This window comes from Methanobrevibacter sp. V74 (assembly GCF_963082495.1).
In the GTDB taxonomy this organism is placed as follows: Archaea; Methanobacteriota; Methanobacteria; order Methanobacteriales; family Methanobacteriaceae; genus Methanocatella.
The window spans coordinates 39843-57140 of record NZ_CAUJAN010000004.1 but is presented as its reverse complement, the minus strand read 5'-3'; the positions used below and the strand labels follow the sequence as shown (position 1 = coordinate 57140).

Annotated in this window: 16 protein-coding genes; 11 read left to right on the top strand and 5 right to left on the bottom strand. The window is 26.6% G+C overall.

Annotated elements, in window-relative coordinates; genetic code table 11:
- Position 1: 1 nt before the first annotated feature.
- Complete coding sequence (locus Q9969_RS07300) at positions 2-1312, bottom strand: hypothetical protein (protein WP_305555868.1); 1311 nt, start codon at positions 1310-1312, stop codon at positions 2-4.
- A gap of 120 nt (positions 1313-1432) precedes the next feature.
- On the opposite strand from Q9969_RS07300, the gene Q9969_RS07295 reads away from it, so the two are divergent.
- The 8 genes from Q9969_RS07295 to Q9969_RS07260 all read left to right on the top strand — a co-directional run bounded on the left by Q9969_RS07295 (position 1433) and on the right by Q9969_RS07260 (position 9890).
- Positions 1433-2461, top strand: coding sequence for a hypothetical protein (locus Q9969_RS07295; protein WP_305555866.1), 1029 nt, complete (start codon positions 1433-1435; stop codon positions 2459-2461).
- Between the two features lie 566 nt (positions 2462-3027).
- Complete coding sequence (locus Q9969_RS07290; protein WP_305555863.1) at positions 3028-3273, top strand: hypothetical protein; 246 nt, start codon at positions 3028-3030, stop codon at positions 3271-3273.
- On the top strand, positions 3254-3787 hold the full coding sequence (locus Q9969_RS07285) for a DUF6414 family protein (protein ID WP_305555858.1): 534 nt from the start codon (positions 3254-3256) through the stop codon (positions 3785-3787). The genes Q9969_RS07290 and Q9969_RS07285 overlap by 20 nt, the downstream gene beginning before the upstream one ends.
- Positions 3780-4778, top strand: coding sequence for an AAA family ATPase (locus Q9969_RS07280; RefSeq protein WP_305555855.1), 999 nt, complete (start codon positions 3780-3782; stop codon positions 4776-4778). The genes Q9969_RS07285 and Q9969_RS07280 overlap by 8 nt, the downstream gene beginning before the upstream one ends.
- Before the next feature lie 658 nt (positions 4779-5436).
- On the top strand, positions 5437-6897 hold the full coding sequence (locus Q9969_RS07275) for an AAA family ATPase (RefSeq protein WP_305555851.1): 1461 nt from the start codon (positions 5437-5439) through the stop codon (positions 6895-6897).
- 220 nt (positions 6898-7117) lie between these two features.
- Positions 7118-7270 carry a hypothetical protein gene (locus Q9969_RS07270; RefSeq protein ID WP_305555848.1) on the top strand — a complete coding sequence of 51 codons (153 nt, stop codon included), beginning with the start codon at positions 7118-7120 and terminating at the stop codon, positions 7268-7270.
- A 97-nt stretch (positions 7271-7367) separates the two neighbouring features.
- Positions 7368-7748: a hypothetical protein gene (locus Q9969_RS07265; protein WP_305515111.1), complete on the top strand. Its 381-nt coding sequence runs from the start codon at positions 7368-7370 to the stop codon at positions 7746-7748.
- 1641 nt (positions 7749-9389) lie between these two features.
- Complete coding sequence (locus Q9969_RS07260) at positions 9390-9890, top strand: hypothetical protein (RefSeq protein ID WP_305555845.1); 501 nt, start codon at positions 9390-9392, stop codon at positions 9888-9890.
- 245 nt (positions 9891-10135) lie between these two features.
- Here Q9969_RS07260 and Q9969_RS07255 read toward each other — a convergent pair whose 3' ends face one another.
- Entirely contained in the window at positions 10136-10264 is a 129-nt protein-coding gene (locus tag Q9969_RS07255; RefSeq protein WP_305555842.1) for a hypothetical protein, read from the bottom strand.
- A gap of 1109 nt (positions 10265-11373) precedes the next feature.
- Between Q9969_RS07255 and Q9969_RS07250 the strand changes: the two genes are divergently transcribed.
- The 3 genes from Q9969_RS07250 (at position 11374) to Q9969_RS07240 (ending at position 13124) form a co-directional block, all read left to right on the top strand.
- Positions 11374-11670: a nucleotidyltransferase domain-containing protein gene (locus Q9969_RS07250; protein WP_305555839.1), complete on the top strand. Its 297-nt coding sequence runs from the start codon at positions 11374-11376 to the stop codon at positions 11668-11670.
- 69 nt (positions 11671-11739) lie between these two features.
- A complete protein-coding gene (locus Q9969_RS07245; protein WP_342766066.1) occupies positions 11740-11985 on the top strand; it encodes a HepT-like ribonuclease domain-containing protein in 246 nt (81 codons plus the stop codon).
- A gap of 1010 nt (positions 11986-12995) precedes the next feature.
- On the top strand, positions 12996-13124 hold the full coding sequence (locus tag Q9969_RS07240) for a hypothetical protein (protein ID WP_305555836.1): 129 nt from the start codon (positions 12996-12998) through the stop codon (positions 13122-13124).
- Positions 13125-13415: 291 nt separating this feature from the next.
- Here the strand turns inward: Q9969_RS07240 and Q9969_RS07235 are convergent, their stop codons facing one another.
- From Q9969_RS07235 to Q9969_RS07225, 3 genes are all read right to left on the bottom strand, one after another.
- Positions 13416-13967 (bottom strand): hypothetical protein, encoded by a 552-nt coding sequence (locus tag Q9969_RS07235; protein ID WP_305555833.1) that lies wholly within the window; start codon positions 13965-13967, stop codon positions 13416-13418.
- Between the two features lie 366 nt (positions 13968-14333).
- Positions 14334-14465, bottom strand: a complete 132-nt coding sequence (locus Q9969_RS07230; RefSeq protein ID WP_305553426.1) for a hypothetical protein — start codon at positions 14463-14465, stop codon at positions 14334-14336.
- 1559 nt (positions 14466-16024) lie between these two features.
- Positions 16025-16303 carry a hypothetical protein gene (locus tag Q9969_RS07225; RefSeq protein WP_305555830.1) on the bottom strand — a complete coding sequence of 93 codons (279 nt, stop codon included), beginning with the start codon at positions 16301-16303 and terminating at the stop codon, positions 16025-16027.
- Positions 16304-17298: the final 995 nt, after the last annotated feature.

The following is a 17298-nucleotide window of genomic DNA, read 5'->3' as shown; positions in this document are numbered from 1 at the left end:
ACTATACTTCAACACCTGCATCAGTTACAATCCTCTCACCAACAGGCTGTTCTTCCTCAAAGTTACTGAGATAATTTTTATAGATTTCATCACCTTCAGAAGAAAGTTCCATAATGTATCTTAAAACATCATCTCTTGAATAGCTGAAGTAGATATCTAAACTTTCACTAATACCCATCAGCTCCAGTTGCATATTCAATAGCTGATTACAATACTTTAACACCCATTTCTGGTCGTTGGCCACATTAACAATAAACCCAGTGATAGCTGAATCATTAATGTACTCGGCAACATTCTGATTTGATTTTTCATTACCTGCCTGAGACTGAGGAGTTACAAAAGTTCTTAAAATATTATTCCTAAAGATTTCGGTTTGCCTTGTATAGTCAGACTGGTAGTTGTTACCCCCTAAGATTTTACTTTCAATTCCTGGAGGCACAATAGCTACATTACTTCCGGTAGTAGTTCCATAATCAGCATAAAGATTTTCCTTAGCAGTAGATGAAAGTTCAGTAATATAAGGTTGACCGTTTGCATCCATTGCAGGTTTAACTTCAATAATATTATCTTTGTTGATACGTTCCACTTGATTTCGTTCCAAATTACACTTGTGGTATATATCATCAAGGCAATTTAGGATAATGCTTTGAGCTTCACAATAAATTTCATTATACATGAAGTTAATAACATCTTCAGGTTCATACTTGACCGTTAATGTTCCTTCTTCAACACTAACATAATTATCAAACTCTTCAGGAGATCCAGCAACAATATCCTTAGGCATTTCATGAAGATATAGCTGCACTTCATTATCATCATTAAACTCTTTTTTTAATCCGTAACCGTGTGCACCTATTTCTAAAAATACAGGTTTAATGTATTTGCCAATGCTTTTATCCCAACGTTGTACAGGTTTAATTAGACCTTCCCCATCAACCATTCCACCTTGCAGAATATTTTTAGCAACTTGAGAAATGTCAATTTTTCTGGTCCACAAAATTAATGTCAATTTCTGCTCTTGAGATAATTTATTTTCCTTATCAACAAGCACCATATTAACATTAGCTTTATCAATTCTGTTTTTCAATATACCTGAAGTATAACCGTCAAGTTTAACAGCATAACGTGCATTAGCTATTGTCTTATTAATAACTGGCGGAAGCACATCCGGCAAGTCAAGGCCAGTATTTATTCCATCAGTTCTAGGTTGTCTTTCATCTTCACCCCAATAGCTGCGCTTGGTGTTGTACTGTTCCACCCTATTATTCAATAGTCTTGTTTTAATATAATCAGTAATTCCCATAATAATCATTTCTGGCTCTTTCAAAAACTTTGTTGATTTGAAATTTTTTGATGAAAATTAGTTTGGAATTTTTAATTTTGTCTAAAAATAGTTAAATTTAATAAATAGGTGGGAGTAAAAGTTTTTATTATGCCTAATCAAAAAACAAATACTCCAAATAGTATTTTAGATGTTAAACAATATATATTTTGTGATTTTAATGATGGATTTGTCCTTTCAGATCCTCGTTTTGTGAAAATTTTTAAATCCTGTCAAAAGGCTCTGAAATCTTTTGATTTGAGTTTTAAGAAGGATGTTCCGTATTTTAAAATGAGTTTAGCTCGATGCACTCATTGTGGAACTCGTCATGTAGTTAAATATGGTTTTACAAAAAGAACATTAGTATTTAAAGAAATAGGCAAAACTAAGGTGAAAGTTCAGCGTTATATTTGTAAACGTTGTGGTAAAACCTTTCAAACTGATTTAACAAGTCTTGTTGATAAAAACAGTAATTTTACGAATGAATTGAAAAGTAAATCAGAGCATTTAATTTCAGATTATCTGGGAAGCTTGAAAAATGTTTGTAAATCTTTTAAAAAATTCTTTGGAATAACAGTTTCACATCAAACGATTGAAAATTGGCTTTTTGTTGATGAAAACATTTTAGAATTTGATTTAGGTCGTTGCTCGGGATATTATGTCTTTGATGTAGAATGGATAAAAATCAATGGAGAATGGAAATATCGACACACCTTACTTGATTCAATTTCAAATTGCATCGTAGCCGATGCAATTTACGATACTGAAGATGAAAACACTGTTGAGAAGTTTTTAAGAGAATCTACAGTAAATAAAAATAAAATTGCAATCACAACAGATTTAGATAAAAAATATGCCTCAATTATACCAAAACTAGGTTTTAAACACCAATTATGTATTTTCCATACTAAAAAAAGTTTAAATAAACAATTAAAAACTTTTACGTTTAAAGATAAAAATCTCATTTCTGACGAAGAATATCAAGAATGCCACAAACAACTGAAAATAATCAAAGATTTATTCGATTTAAATGATTACGATGAATTCAAAAATGAAGTACAATCTTTAATTTATCGCAAAGATGATTTTCATCCAGTTATTTACAAAATAATCAGAAAAATCAATCACTCCTCGATATAAAAGCTTTATTCATCACTTAAAAGATAAACGAATTGAAAAAACAAGTAACAAAATTGAAAATGCCTTCCAAAAAACAATGCCAAAATCTAGAAAAAGAACATTCAAGACCAAACGAGGTGTTTTAAAACGAATCTATCGCAGAGATTTAATTTGGAATGACAATCGCAAAAAGGATTTTGAAAATCAACAAAGTTTTTGAAAGAGTCTCATTTCTTATATTTTATTATATTGTTTATTATTATAATTATATAAATTATATAATAAATTTATATTGTTATACAATATAGTTCGCATTTTACCGAACAATAATTATACAAGCATTAACATAATATTATACCAAGAAAAAAGTAAAATGGCAACAACCAACCATAATGAAATGTAAAGGCAATACCTACTGCCCATCAGATTTTATACGAATTTTTTTTTAAAAACTAAAAATGAGTTAACGACAAATATTTTAGGTTAATTGTAAATTAGAAAAAATGAGTTAGTCGAAAATTTTAAAAAATTAAATTTCATAAAATTGAAGAATTGTATTAAATTTATTGAAATAACCGGGTAGTGTAATGATGAGTAATGATGATGAAAATAAATCCAATGTTATAAAAATTATTTATTTTGATGAAATTTCAGCAACAGATTATTTAATTATTAAAAATGGTGGTATGTTGGATGAAATAAATAAGGAATTAGGTAAAACTGATAAAATTAAAGATTTGTCTCTTAAAGGAAAATTATGGGCTAAATTACCTTTTTTAATTGGAACGGCAAAAGCGGAAGGGGAACTCAGTTATGAAAATTATGAAGGGTAGTTTTATTCAAAAGACTATTACTAACTCTTTATTAAGTGATTTCATTGAAGAACTTGATGACAGTGAAATACGTGAATTCAACAATTATTCTATCAGACCATATCCCAATTCTTTTGCCTACTTTAAGATGTTCACTCCATTTTTAAAGATGTTTTCTGATAAGTTAGCAGACGGAATTGCAATCCCAATTGATATTTCTTCCATGGACAATGTCTTTGAAGGTGGAAAAGGATATTATGAGATGATTGCAGAATATGGTGAAAATAAAGTTGTTTTAAGATTTAATATTGCTTCTTTTAGAAATAAATACACACTTGCAGATTTGACTAAAATGGATTTAACCTATTACGGCATCCTAGTCGGTGAAACTGAAGAATATCTCTTAGATATTTCCAATGAATTAACACCTTACGAAGATATAGCAAATAATATCAAAGAATTAGAAAATAAACATGATTGTAATACAAAACTTAAAGTTTATGATGTAATTTTGGCGGGGGTTCAACATGGTTGAGATAAACATTTTCATTGGCCCTAAAAAAGCTTTTGAAGAACACATCCCTTCTGGAAATCGTTTGTTATTAAATGATCTTGTGAAAATTGTAGATAACAAAATAAATAGGCCTTTGGAGTATTTTGATTATTTAGTAGGATACTCTGAAAATTATTCTGGAATAAGTGAAAGCGCTATACAAAATTTTGATATGATTTTGAAAGCAGATGAATTTGACCAAATTTATCTTCAAAACCCTCCAGAAAATATTAAACGATTGATAGAAAACATTTATGATGATGTAACAATCGAAATTTATGATTATCCTAAATTAACCTCCGAAAAGTTTCTTAGGATTAATGAAAAGTTCAGTGAAAGAATAGTGGGCCAAAATCATGTTAAAGATGAGTTATTAACTTCATTATATGATTTACTTATGGGATATAATAGAAATAAACCTATATGTTTGCTTTTTTATGGACCATCAGGTGTTGGAAAAACTGAAACAGCAAAATTTTTATCTGAAATTGTAGGCGATGAATTATTTAGAAAACAATTTTCAATGTTTCAAAATAATAAATTTTCTGAATACCTTTTTGGTGGAGCTCATATGCAAGCGTCTTTTGCAAGAGATTTACTCGAACGTGAATCCAATATAATCTTATTGGATGAATTTGATAAAGCAGCTAATGTTTTCCATGATGCTTTTTATCAATTATTTGATGAAGGCATATTTGAAGATTCAAATTATAAAGTTCCGTTGAAAAATTCAATTATTATTTGCACTTCAAATTATCTTAATATTAAAGACATTAGAAAGAATATAGGGGATCCACTATTTTTTAGATTTGATAAAATAATTGAATTTAAAAAATTAAATAATGATGCTATAACCAAAATTCTCACAAATAAAGTTAATAAAAAATATGAGTTATTAAGTGATGAAGATAAAGAATTAATTGATTCCCAAGAAATTATTAACTACTTTAAAGGATATCTTCTGAGAGTTTAATTAATACTCGACAAATATCGAAATTTGTAGATGAAAAAATAAACATGATTCTTGTTGAACATTACCTTAATGAAAATTCTAAAAGTACTAAAACTCCTATCTCAAATAGATTATAAAAAGTTCCGTACCATCTCATCACCACTTTTATTATATTAATTATTATATTTTCTTATATAAAACAAGTAATAAAATTTTTGAAATAATGGGTAAAAATAAAAGTAATAAAAATATATATACTTCTTAGTTTTATATTATAATTTGAGAGCGAAAAGTAGTAAATATTTTGTATAGTATACGGGCAACAAAAAATTAATTGATTTTTTAGGGTTAGATGATCTATTGATTGTTTTATATTATTTTTTATTTATTTTAGGTTAATGCAAAGTTTTAAATTTGAAAATTAACGTTTTTTGTTTTATTTGATTTAAATAAGTTTTATGAATGATTATTTTTCAAGGTCATTTTGCATTCTTTTGGTGGGGGTTTATATTTTGTATTGTTATTTCAGTATATTGTCTTTGTTATAAACATTTTAAAGTGTAATAAATTTTCCAATATTGTAGATTTTATTGAATATTCTTTTATATATAATCATTCAATATATTGAATAAGTATTTATATTTTGTCATTCAATATATTATTAAAGAGGTGGATTATTATGAATCCTGAAAATGAAGATTCAATTCATGATTTTTTACAAAGTCAAATAACAGATACTCCTTTATCTTTAAACAATGAATTATCAAATATGGGTGTTAAATTTAACCATAGGAATGATTTTGAAGAAATAAAAACATTTATAGATGAATTCATTGATGGAAATAATGTTAATCGTTATATTGTATTGCCTGGTCTTAGAGGTGTTGGAAAAACAACAATCCTATTTCAGATATATGACTATTTGTTAAATATAAAAAATATCAAGTATGAGCAGATACTATATTTTTCCTGTGAAGAATTAAATAAAATAGAAGATTGTGACATCTATGATACCATCAAATATTATCTAAAAACATTTCACAACTCATCACTACAAACACTTGATGAAAAGTTATTTTTATTAATTGATGAATCACACTTTGATAAAGATTGGTCAATTTCAGGTAAAATAATCACTGATAAATCTAAAAACATATTTGCGATTTTCACAGGTTCATCAGCAATAAATCTTGAATATAGTGCGGAAGCTGCAAGAAGGATGATAAGATATCCAATAACTCCCTTAAATTATTCACAACACTTAAAATTAAAATATAATTATCACACAGACATTTCCAACAATTTAATAGATTTAGTATTTAATGGTAATGTTGATGATGCAATAATAAAAGAAAAGCAGGTAAATCAGGATTTATTAAATCTAAAAAATTATCATTCAATGGATTGGGATAATTATTTTAAATTTGGTGGATTTCCATCAGTGATGCATGATACGAATCACAGAAATGCATTTAAAAAATTATACTACTCAGTTGAAACTGTAGTAACAAAAGATTTAGGGACAATGAATAACCTGACTGCAAATACACAAACAAATGCATTAAGATTAATGAAATTTTTAGCGGAAAAATATCCTGGGGACATTTCACAAAATGCACTTGCAAATAAAATCAAAACTTCTGCGGGAACTGTTAGTACAATAATGGACTTGCTTGAAAAGACTCATTTGATATTTCACATAGAACCCTATGCTGGTGCAAATGCAAGAGCAAAAAAATCATGGCAATATTATTTCGCAACACCAAGCATAATGCATGCAATAAATACAAAATTTGGATTTTCATCAATAAACTTAACAGAATATGAAGGAATATTGCTTGAAACATTAGTCGGATCAAACCTTGTCAACCTGAAAAATAGTGAACAGTTCTTTGAATTCAGTATATTCTACGACACCCATAAAGTGAAAAAACAAAAGGTTGACTTTATAATAAAAAAAGATTTTGATGAAGTAATTCCAATAGAAGTGGGGTATGGTAATAAGGATGATAATCAAATTAAGGATGCGATAAGGAGGTATAAATCTCCACATGGAATTGTTATATCGGATACAACAAAAACAATTGAAAAAGTTGATAATGTAATATTCGTGCCAATAAAAATATTTTCATTGATGTAAAATATTAATTGGGAAATATTATTTATTTTCCCTTTTATCTTAAATGTGAAAGAATATTCCGACCTCTGTAGGTCGGAGATGAATTTCACAAAAAAAGGGTGTGTTTGGTAAAAAATATTACTTATCAAACGCTCTACCACTTTTTTTATATATTATCTTATTTATATTATTATTTAGTATAACACTTTTAAAAAATATCTTAACTATCATCATTTAGGTTGTGATTATTATTACTGAATTTGTTAATAAGAATTTAAAAATCCGTATTTATCCATCTAAAGCAGATTTTAATGATAAAGATGAAAAGATTGTTAGTATTAGTAAAATTGAGCAGATTTCGGTAATTCAAGGTTTGTATGGAATCAAACATTAAGTTTCATAAAATATTTTAAACAAAGAAATTATTAATAAAATATGGATTTGATTCACATATTAAAGTCAATAATACTTCATGCAATATCATTTTAGACATGCTGAAAGAAGATAATACTTTTTTAGAATTATCTGAGTCAAGCAGCTTACAGCAAACGCTAAGAGACTTGAATACAGCATTTAAAAGATACTTTAATCCTAATTTAAAATCAGCCCATCCCAGATTTAAAAGCAAAAAGAACAAAAAAGAAAGTTTCAGAATACAAAACAACAATAACAATGTAAGACTAACAAAAAACAAATACTGTGGTTCATATAAATTAAAATTAGTAAAATTAGGAATAATAAAATTCAAAACCAGCAAAAAATACAAAAAATTACTAAAAAAAGGAAGCGATAAAAATGACCAAACAGTAAAAATACAACCTTGTAGAAACCCTCTTCTAAAAAATTTGTATGGTTCTGTAAATGTTATATAATACATCTTTGAGTTTTGTTTCTTTATTCTGTTGTCTTGTATTTCTACTAAAATTAATGCCATTAAATTCTTCTTTTTATTACGGAAATTACGCTTTCAACATTCATTCTTCGTGCATTGACATCATGCCAGAAGGATTGTAGCGCTATTTAATCTATAATGTCCTGTTGTCGCACCTTTTTTTTAATGGTATTTGGTCGAATGCTCCTACTTCTTCATTTTATGCATTTTTCTTATTTCTTCGGAAATCATATGCCTTGTCTGCTAGTATGTAATAGGGGGTTTGTATGGTATTAATTGTCTAATTGAAGGTAATGCGAATTGTGTATCATGTTTTGGACTTTTATTTGCTGCGTAATTTTAGGATCATTCGTGTGTCAACATTTGATTGCAATATTGGTTTTTAATGTAAGCATTTTCTGCATTTTCCCCTTATTTTTGCGTAATAATGGTCAGCATAGTCACTTGTGTTCCTGTTCCATCCATATGGCAACTAATTTTACATTCTGATGGATGCATAAAAATTAATTAAGTCATTTAAATCTTTTAATTATGGTGTCTGAAATTCTTTTACAAAGAATTTTTTGAATAGTTGTGAAGTGTGGTAGCTTATTAAGACCTAGGAATTTTCTTATTTTATCCATAAGCTCCAAACATTCAATTATTTCGCGATAGGTTGTCTTTAAATAGGTTTTCATTGCTAAAATAGTGAATAATTGCGGGGCTGATTGTACATAATAGATTGCCTGTAATCACAGGAAATACTTTGGAAAAAAATCCATCTGGAAATAGTTTATAGGTCAATTCAACAAAATTTTAACAGCATATATTTTCATGTTTAGCAATGGAAAAAATAGTTTTTCTTCTTGAGTTTCATTTGTTAATTTTAAGTCCAAAATCCAAAAGGTTTAACTGTCTTGAATTCAAATAAATAATATGGAGAATATTTTATTTTTGTCTTCATATTAATATATATTCTCCATTTTACTATATATAGTTATTTATCGTATTATTTGGATAGTAGTAAGTTATATTTCAAGTGTAAAAAAATTAAAGTAATTAAATCGCTTAAAATTAAAATCTAAGCATTTTTGGAAAAATTTTTTTGCTAAGTACATGTTCAAGTGAAAAATAATAATGAATGAAAAACATGTTAAAATTAAAAATAAAGAATTTATATGACTTATTTAGACAAAACAACTAAATAAATTCGATGTTACCATAAATTTTGATATGGTTTCTACAAGGTTGATAATTTATAAGAATTTAGATGATAAAACTTTCAAAGAACGTGGGAAAGATTTTTTAATTAATTTTGGACTATCATCATTGCAATTTCTATTTTCGCAGTTATATGATAAATTTTCTAATAGTGGAGGTGCATTAAATGGAATTTCAATTTTATAATAAACATGAACTTAAATTATGTGCTATACGATGTTTTATTATTGGAATTATTATTATGGGACTTGGAGGATTAATTTTATTCCTCATTTCCCATAATTTTATTATTTCAAATTTTATAATAATTGGAGGAATTATTTCTTCAGCAGTATATTCCATCCTGATTTATTCCTAAAGAGATTTTATTGATGAAAAATATGGAATATTTGATTCTGAATTTTCTGGTTTTTCATATCATATGGTCATATTACTAGGATGTTTATGTATTGGATTATCATTTGCCTCATTTGGCATAGGTTTAGTTCAAGGAGGCATTTATTCTGCTATTGCATTTAGTTTAACCAGTTATTTTCCATTTATTTTCATGTTTTTGCGATTAAATGTTTATAAAAATGAAAATTCAAGATGGTTAAAAGTTGAATGTGAAAATGGAGATGCATATTATAAAAAAGTTTTTGGATATCATCCTGTTTTTTATTATTTAATTGGAACAATCTTTGTTATGGGACCATTAGGAATGTCTACCCATAATATTTTAAATTCCATATTTTTAAAGAGTTATCCGGTAAACATTGCAATATTTTATTTTATTTTGTCTTTTATCTGTGGTTGTTTACTGTTATCTCCAGATATTTTAAATAGAATTTTACCATTTGAATTAAAAACAATTGAAGGCTTAAAAAAGTTTTTATTTATTTCAGTGATAATTATTGTAATATTGATGGTGTCAATTATTTAATGGCTCTTTCAAAAACTTGTGTGATTTTTTTCTTTTTCATTTTTTTATGTTCCAATAATTTAGTTTTAGCATGAATCTTGTTAAAAGTCCTTGTTTTATCGTTCGTTGATGGAATATTTGTGTTTTCAAGGTGGTTTGTTAATTTTTTAAAGTTGGGAATGATGAATTTCCATAGGATTTTGTATTGTGAAGTTGTTTGGAGGGTATTTTTTTATCAATTAACATGTCACGTAGTTTTTTTAGCATCATTGAGTGTTTCTGCATCCAATATTTTTATAAATGTCTTGTTTTAATTCTGTTAAGATTTCTTTTTCTTCATCTGTTAGTTGGTTTTTATTAAAATAGTCTTTAAATCTTTTTATGTTTTGTTTCACGTGAAATTTGCAGAAATGATGTTTTACTTTTAGTTTATCTATTGCTTCTCGATATTCATGTTTTAAGTCTGTTTCCTATTGATATTTTTCTTTAGATTTCTTAGTGATTCGTTTAAGAATTGATAAATGGTCTTGTAATCTTCTGATTCGACTAATTTGACTGAAACTAAAGTATTCAGTTTAACGTCGAATAATGCTAAAAATATAATATCCAAATCCCATTAATTTTAACCCAAAGACTGTCAAATAAATAATAAACCATAAATAAGTCCAATTTGGATAGTTAAATTGATAATTTGAGTTTTAATAATATGTTTTCTATGCTTTGGTGTGAGATTTCGATGTTGTGTTGATTTTTTAAGTCAAATCGTATTTTGTGGGAGCCCTGCACCATAAAATTTGATATAAATTTTCAATACACTCAACAACCAGTAATGTAATATTAGAATTAGAATAAACAAGTGAAGATAAATTAGTATATAAAAAAAACTTTACCGCATTTTTTTGCATTTATATTTTTGAATAGTACAAATTTGTTCTCCAATTCTTAAAAAAATATTAGTTTCCTTTCGTAAGTTCCATTTTTAACAGCATCTTTTGATTTACAACTTGGATAAAATACTAATTCTATTTTTCAAAATAAGTTTTTTCCTCTTTTTTCCAGTCTAATATAGATTATCAGCAATATTTTTCACAACCAAATCGAGAAAGATCATCATATTGGCGGAATTCAGAAAAAACTCTGGAATAAAATCGGAAAGTTTATATTCTTTTAACTCCATACATTCATATGGAGCTTTAATATTCTTATTAGACATATTAATATTTAAGTTCCACCTTATATATTAATTTTACTACTTTTAAATTAAAAATAAAGAAAAAATTAAACGAAAAAATTTCATGGCTCAAAAACTAGTAAAAATTCAAATCACACAAGTTTTTGAAAGAAACCAAATCCTCCTCTAAACGTGATATAACAATGTTATTAATAATGATAATAATTAAAAATTTCATCTGGAAAACCCTTAAGTTTCTAGGAATGTTGCATTTTCAAAGAATTTATAATAAATGAAAATTATAATTAACTATTAAATTAAAGGTGATTTTTCATGATTTATACTATTGAGGAAATTAAACAGAAAGCCATACCTGTTGCTCAGGAATATGGTGTTGATAGTATGAGTCTATTCGGCTCTTATGCACGTGGTGAAGCAAAAGAGGATAGTGATTTGGATTTTTTCATTGATCGTGGAGACATTAAAGGTTTATTGGATTATATAGGTTTTGTTCAGGAATTGGAAGAAATTTTACACTGTCATGTTGATGTGGTATCAACCGGAATAGAAGATAAATCATTTTTAGCAATAATTAAAAAAGACGGAGTTCTGATTTATGAAAAACAATGATATCAGATATGTTGAAAAAATTATTGAATACTGCGACATTGCCGATAGCCTTTTGGATGAAGGAATTATCTGATATTCCAATCATCACAATCATTTCAGTTATCAACAAGCATGTGCATTGTTCAAATTGGTGAATATGTCGGAAGATTGTCTGAGGAATTTAAACAGGAGCATGACAGTATTCCATGGAAGCAAATCAAAGGCATGAGGAATTTCGCAGCCCATCAATATGAACATTTCGAATTTGAAGTGTTATGGCACACATTAACTGAAGAACTTACTGAATTAAAGGAAATGTTGCTTCCGTTAATTTAATGAACCTTCAATTGTTATCATGATTTTTGAAGGCCTAAGATTCCATTTTATATAAACTTATTTTTTTATCTGTGTTTTAAATCCGCATTTTTCCTGTCTTAAATTCTTGAACTTTTAATGAACAGTACGTTTTTATATTCAGTTCATAGTCTAATCTTTAATGATGACTGTGTAGTTGCATTCACGGGCACTTATGAAAAAATAGCTAATGAAAAGCAAACCAAGAGTTGATGTGAATAGATGGCATTCAACATAAATCAGTCTCTTTCAAAAACTTGTGTGATTTGAATTTTTACTATTTTTTGAGCCACGAAATTTTTTCGTTTAATTTTTTCTTTATTTTTAATTTAAAAGTAGTAAAATTAATATATAAGGTGGAACTTAAATATTAATATGTCTAATAAGAATATTAAAGCTCCATATGATTGTATGGAGTTAAAAGAATATAAACTTTCCGATTTTATTCCAGAGTTTTTTCTGAATTCCGTCAATATGATGATCTTTCTCGATTTGGTTGTGAAAATCCACAAAATGCGATTTGACTTAAAAAATCAACACAACATCGAAATCTCACATCAAAGCATAGAAAACATATTATTAAAACTCAAATTATCAATTTAACTATCAAAATTGGACTTATTTATGGTTTATTATTTATTCGACAGTCTTTGGGTTAAAATTAATGGGATTTGGATATTATATTTTTAGCATTATTCGACGTTAAACTGAATACTTTAGTTTCAGTCAAATTAGTCGAATCAGAAGATTCCAAGACCATTTATCAATTCTTAAACGAATCACTAAGAAATCAAAAGAAAAATATCAATAGGAAACAGACTTAAAACATGAATATCGAGAAGCAATAGATAAACTAAAAGTAAAACATCATTTCTGCAAATTTCACGTGAAACAAAACATAAAAAGATTTAAAGACTATTTTAATAAAAACCAACTAACAGATGAAGAAAAAGAAATCTTAACAGAATTAAAACAAGACATTTATAAAAATATTGGATGTAGAAACACTTGATGATGCTAAAAAACTACGTGACATGTTAATTGATAAAAAAATACCCTCCAAACAACTTCACAATACAAAATCCTATGGAAATTCATCATTCCTTACTTTAAAAAATTAACGAACCACCTTGAAAACACGAATATTCCATCAACAAACAATAAAATCGAAAACATCTTCCAAAAAGTATTCCCAAAACATATAAAAAGAACAATGAAGATAAAACAAGGACTTTTAACAAGATTCATGCCAAAACTAAATTATTGGAACATAAAAAAATGAAAAAGAAAAAAATCACACAAGTTTTTGAAAGAGCCAAAATTAATAAAAGTATAAAGTTCATTCATGAACTTTAACTTCCTTAAATTTTAATTAATGTTTAAAACTAAAATTTTTAATTTAATTAATAAATTTATTTTCTTTTAGATACAAAACAAACTGCTGAAAGAGCTAATAATGCTAAAATTATAGGATTTCCAGTATGATGTTTATTTAAATAGGATAATTGTCCATCCTCATTCCGATTATTATCGGTTCTTAGATTATCCTTTACTGAAGTAATATTTCCTGAATCATCAGTTTCGTTATCATCTATTGGAACAATATCATCAGTAATATTCTCCGAATCATCAGTTTCGTTATCATCTATTGGAACAATATCATCAGTAATATTCTCCGAATCATCAGTTTCGTTATCATCTAATAGAACAATATCATCAGTAATATTCTCCGAATCATCAGTTTCGTTATCATCTAATGAAGAAATATTTCCTGAATCATCAGTTTCGTTATCATCTAATGAAGAAATATTTCCTGAATCATCAGTTTCGTTATCATCTAATGAAGAAATATTTCCTGAATCATCAGATTCATCAACCATAGTATTTCCTGCAAAGACCATACTTGAAGTGATTATTACAAAAAATATACTTAAACATATTATCAATGTTTTACTTACTTTCATTTTTTCACCTCTTTCAAATATTTATGCATTATTGCATATAAATATTTTGGTTATAAATCATTCGGCTCTTTCAAAAACTTGTGTGATTTTTTTCTTTTTCATTTTTTTTATGTTCCAATAATTTAGTTTTAGCATGAATCTTGTTAAAAGTTCTTGTTTTATCTTCATTGTTCTTTTTATATGTTTTGGGAATACTTTTTGGAGGATGTTTTCGATTTTATTGTTTGTTGATGGAATATTTGTGTTTTCAAGGTGGTTCGTTAATTTTTTAAAGTTGGGAATGATGAATTTCCATAGGATTTTGTATTGTGAAGTTGTTTGGAGGGTATTTTTTTATCAATTAACATGTCACGTAGTTTTTTAGCATCATTGAGTGTTTCTGCATCCAATATTTTTATAAATGTCTTGTTTTAATTCTGTTAAGATTTCTTTTTCTTCATCTGTTAGTTGGTTTTTATTAAAATAGTCTTTAAATCTTTTGTTTATGTTTTGTTTCACGTGAAATTTGCAGAAATGATGTTTTACTTTTAGTTTATCTATTGCTTCTCGATATTCATGTTTTAAGTCTGTTTCCTATTGATATTTTTCTTTTGATTTCTTAGTGATTCGTTTAAGAATTGATAAATGGTCTTGTAATCTTCTGATTCGACTAATTTGACTGAAACTAAAGTATTCAGTTTAACGTCGAATAATGCTAAAAATATAATATCCAAATCCCATTAATTTTAACCCAAAGACTGTCGAATAAATAATAAACCATAAATAAGTCCAATTTGGATAGTTAAATTGATAATTTGAGTTTTAATAATATGTTTTCTATGCTTTGGTGTGAGATTTCGATGTTGTGTTGATTTTTTAAGTCAAATCGTATTTTGTGGGAGCCCTGCACCATAAAATTTGATATAAATTTCAATACAATCAACAACCAGTAATGTAATATTAGAATTAGAATAAACAAGTGAAGATAAATTAGTATATAAAAAAAACTTTACCGCATTTTTTTGCATTTATATTTTTGAATAGTACAAATTTGTTCTCCAATTCTTAAAAAAAGATTAGTTTCCTTTCGTAAGTTCCATTTTTAACAGTATTTTTTGATTTACAACTTGGATAAAATACTAATTCTATTTTTAAAATAAGTTTTTTCCTCTTTTTTTCCAGCCTAATATAGATTATCAGCAAAATATTTTTCACAACCAAATCGAGAAAGATCATCATATTGACGGAATTCAGAAAAACTCTGGAATAAAATCGGAAAGTTTATATTCTTTTAACTCCATACAATCATATGGAGCTTTAATATTGTTGTTTTTCATATTAATATTTAAGTTCCACCTTATATATTAATTTTACTACTTTTAAATTAAAAATAAAGAAAAATTTAAACGAAAAAATTTCGTGGCTCAAAAAATAGTAAAAATTCAAATCACACAAGTTTTTGAAAGAGACTTAATTTTCTAAATTCGCATATGGAATAATCGTGTAGAACATATGAAAATTAATCTAAGAATGATACTAGATACCATGAACGTTTGATTGCTATGAAATTGTTTTCTAAATGAAATAAACTTTCAGACTTGCAGATATTTCAAAATAACAAAAAAGACGGTATAATTCTTTCAGATGAAACAACACATATAATTGAAGATACAAACTGGAGATTGTAAAAAATTTAGCTGATTGATTTTTTATAATTTTATTTTCATTAAATTATTATATGAAAAATAATGATAAATTCATTTAATATTTCTTTAATTAAATAATATTCTCGTTTTAAGTATTTTGGTAGTGTTATTTTGAAGTATTCTTCGATTTTTATTGTTTGTTTTTGGTATTTGGGAGTTTTGAAAAGTATGTGGTGGTTTTATTGAATTTTTTTGTTGGGTTTTTTAGGAATTTTTGTGTATCTTCATAATTGGTTTGATTGGTTGTCTTTTTTCGAGTTTTTTTTTTGATTTTTCTAAAGGATGGTGTGCGTTTTTTTATGATGTGGAATATGCAGAGTTGATGATTTATGTATATTTTTTTCTATTATTGTGGGACATGCTAAATAACCATCAGTTACTAGTACTTTTTTTGGGTAATCCTTCCAGAAAGTATTTTAAAAAGATTTCTAGGAATTCTTTGTCGAAATCTTCTTGAAGCATTACTTGGTCATTTATTAGTATTTTGAAGGTTTTCTTCTTTTTGCGTGATGAATGAATCTGCATATGTTGATTTAGTGATTCATATTCATAATATCCAATTTTGGAATAATATTCATCATAATACTCATCAAAAAAGCTCAAATCATCAAGATGAATGGAATTACTGACATTTAGTTGATCATCATCCAAAAAAAATAGTCTCTTTCAAAAACTTGTGTGATTTGAATTTTTACTAGTTTTTGAGCCATGAAATTTTTTCGTTCTATTTTTTCTTTATTTTTAATTTAAAAGTAGTAAAATTAATATATAAGGTGGAACTTAAATATTAATATGTCTAATAAGAATATTAAAGCTTCATATGAATGTATGGAGTTAAAAGAATATAAACTTTCCGATTTTATTCCAGAGTTTTTCTGAATTCCGTCAATATGATGATCTTTCTCGATTTGGTTGTGAAAAATATTTTGCTGATAATCTATATTAGGCTGGAAAAAAAGAGGAAAAAACTTATTTTAAAAATAGAATTAGTATTTTATCCAAGTTGTAAATCAAAAAATACTGTTAAAAATGGAACTTACGAAAGGAAACTAATCTTTTTTTAAGAATTGGAGAACAAATTTGTACTATTCAAAAATATAAATGCAAAAAAATGCGGTAAAGTTTTTTTTATATACTAATTTATCTTCACTTGTTTATTCTAATTCTAATATTACATTGCCTGTTATTGAGTGTATTGAAAATTTATATCAAATTTTATGGTGCAGGGCTCCCACAAAATACGATTCGACTTAAAAAATCAACACAACATCGAAATCTCACACCAAAGCATAGAAAACATATTATTAAAACTCAAATTATCAATTTAACTATCAAAATTGGACTTATTTATGCTTTATTATTTATTCGACAGTCTTTGGGTTAAAATTAATGGGATTTGGATATTATATTTTTAGCATTATTCGACGTTAAACTGAATACTTTAGTTTCAGTCAAATTAGTCGAATCAGAAGATTCCAAGACCATTTATCAATTCTTAAACGAATCACTAAGAAATCAAAAGAAAAATATCAATAGGAAACAGACTTAAAACATGAATATCGAGAAGCAATAGATAAACTAAAAGTAAAACATCATTTCTGCAAATTTCACGTGAAACAAAACATAAAAAGATTTAAAGACTATTT

Coding starts and splice junctions, on each gene's coding strand:
- Q9969_RS07265 (WP_305515111.1), top strand. CDS start 7,368: ATGCTGAAAGAAGATAATACTTTTTTAGAATTATCTGAGTCAAGCAGC.
- Q9969_RS07235 (WP_305555833.1), bottom strand. CDS start 13,967: ATGAAAGTAAGTAAAACATTGATAATATGTTTAAGTATATTTTTTGTA.
- Q9969_RS07250 (WP_305555839.1), top strand. CDS start 11,374: ATGATTTATACTATTGAGGAAATTAAACAGAAAGCCATACCTGTTGCT.
- Q9969_RS07280 (WP_305555855.1), top strand. CDS start 3,780: ATGGTTGAGATAAACATTTTCATTGGCCCTAAAAAAGCTTTTGAAGAA.
- Q9969_RS07285 (WP_305555858.1), top strand. CDS start 3,254: ATGAAAATTATGAAGGGTAGTTTTATTCAAAAGACTATTACTAACTCT.
- Q9969_RS07300 (WP_305555868.1), bottom strand. CDS start 1,312: ATGATTATTATGGGAATTACTGATTATATTAAAACAAGACTATTGAAT.
- Q9969_RS07290 (WP_305555863.1), top strand. CDS start 3,028: ATGATGAGTAATGATGATGAAAATAAATCCAATGTTATAAAAATTATT.
- Q9969_RS07295 (WP_305555866.1), top strand. CDS start 1,433: ATGCCTAATCAAAAAACAAATACTCCAAATAGTATTTTAGATGTTAAA.
- Q9969_RS07275 (WP_305555851.1), top strand. CDS start 5,437: ATGAATCCTGAAAATGAAGATTCAATTCATGATTTTTTACAAAGTCAA.
- Q9969_RS07260 (WP_305555845.1), top strand. CDS start 9,390: ATGGTCATATTACTAGGATGTTTATGTATTGGATTATCATTTGCCTCA.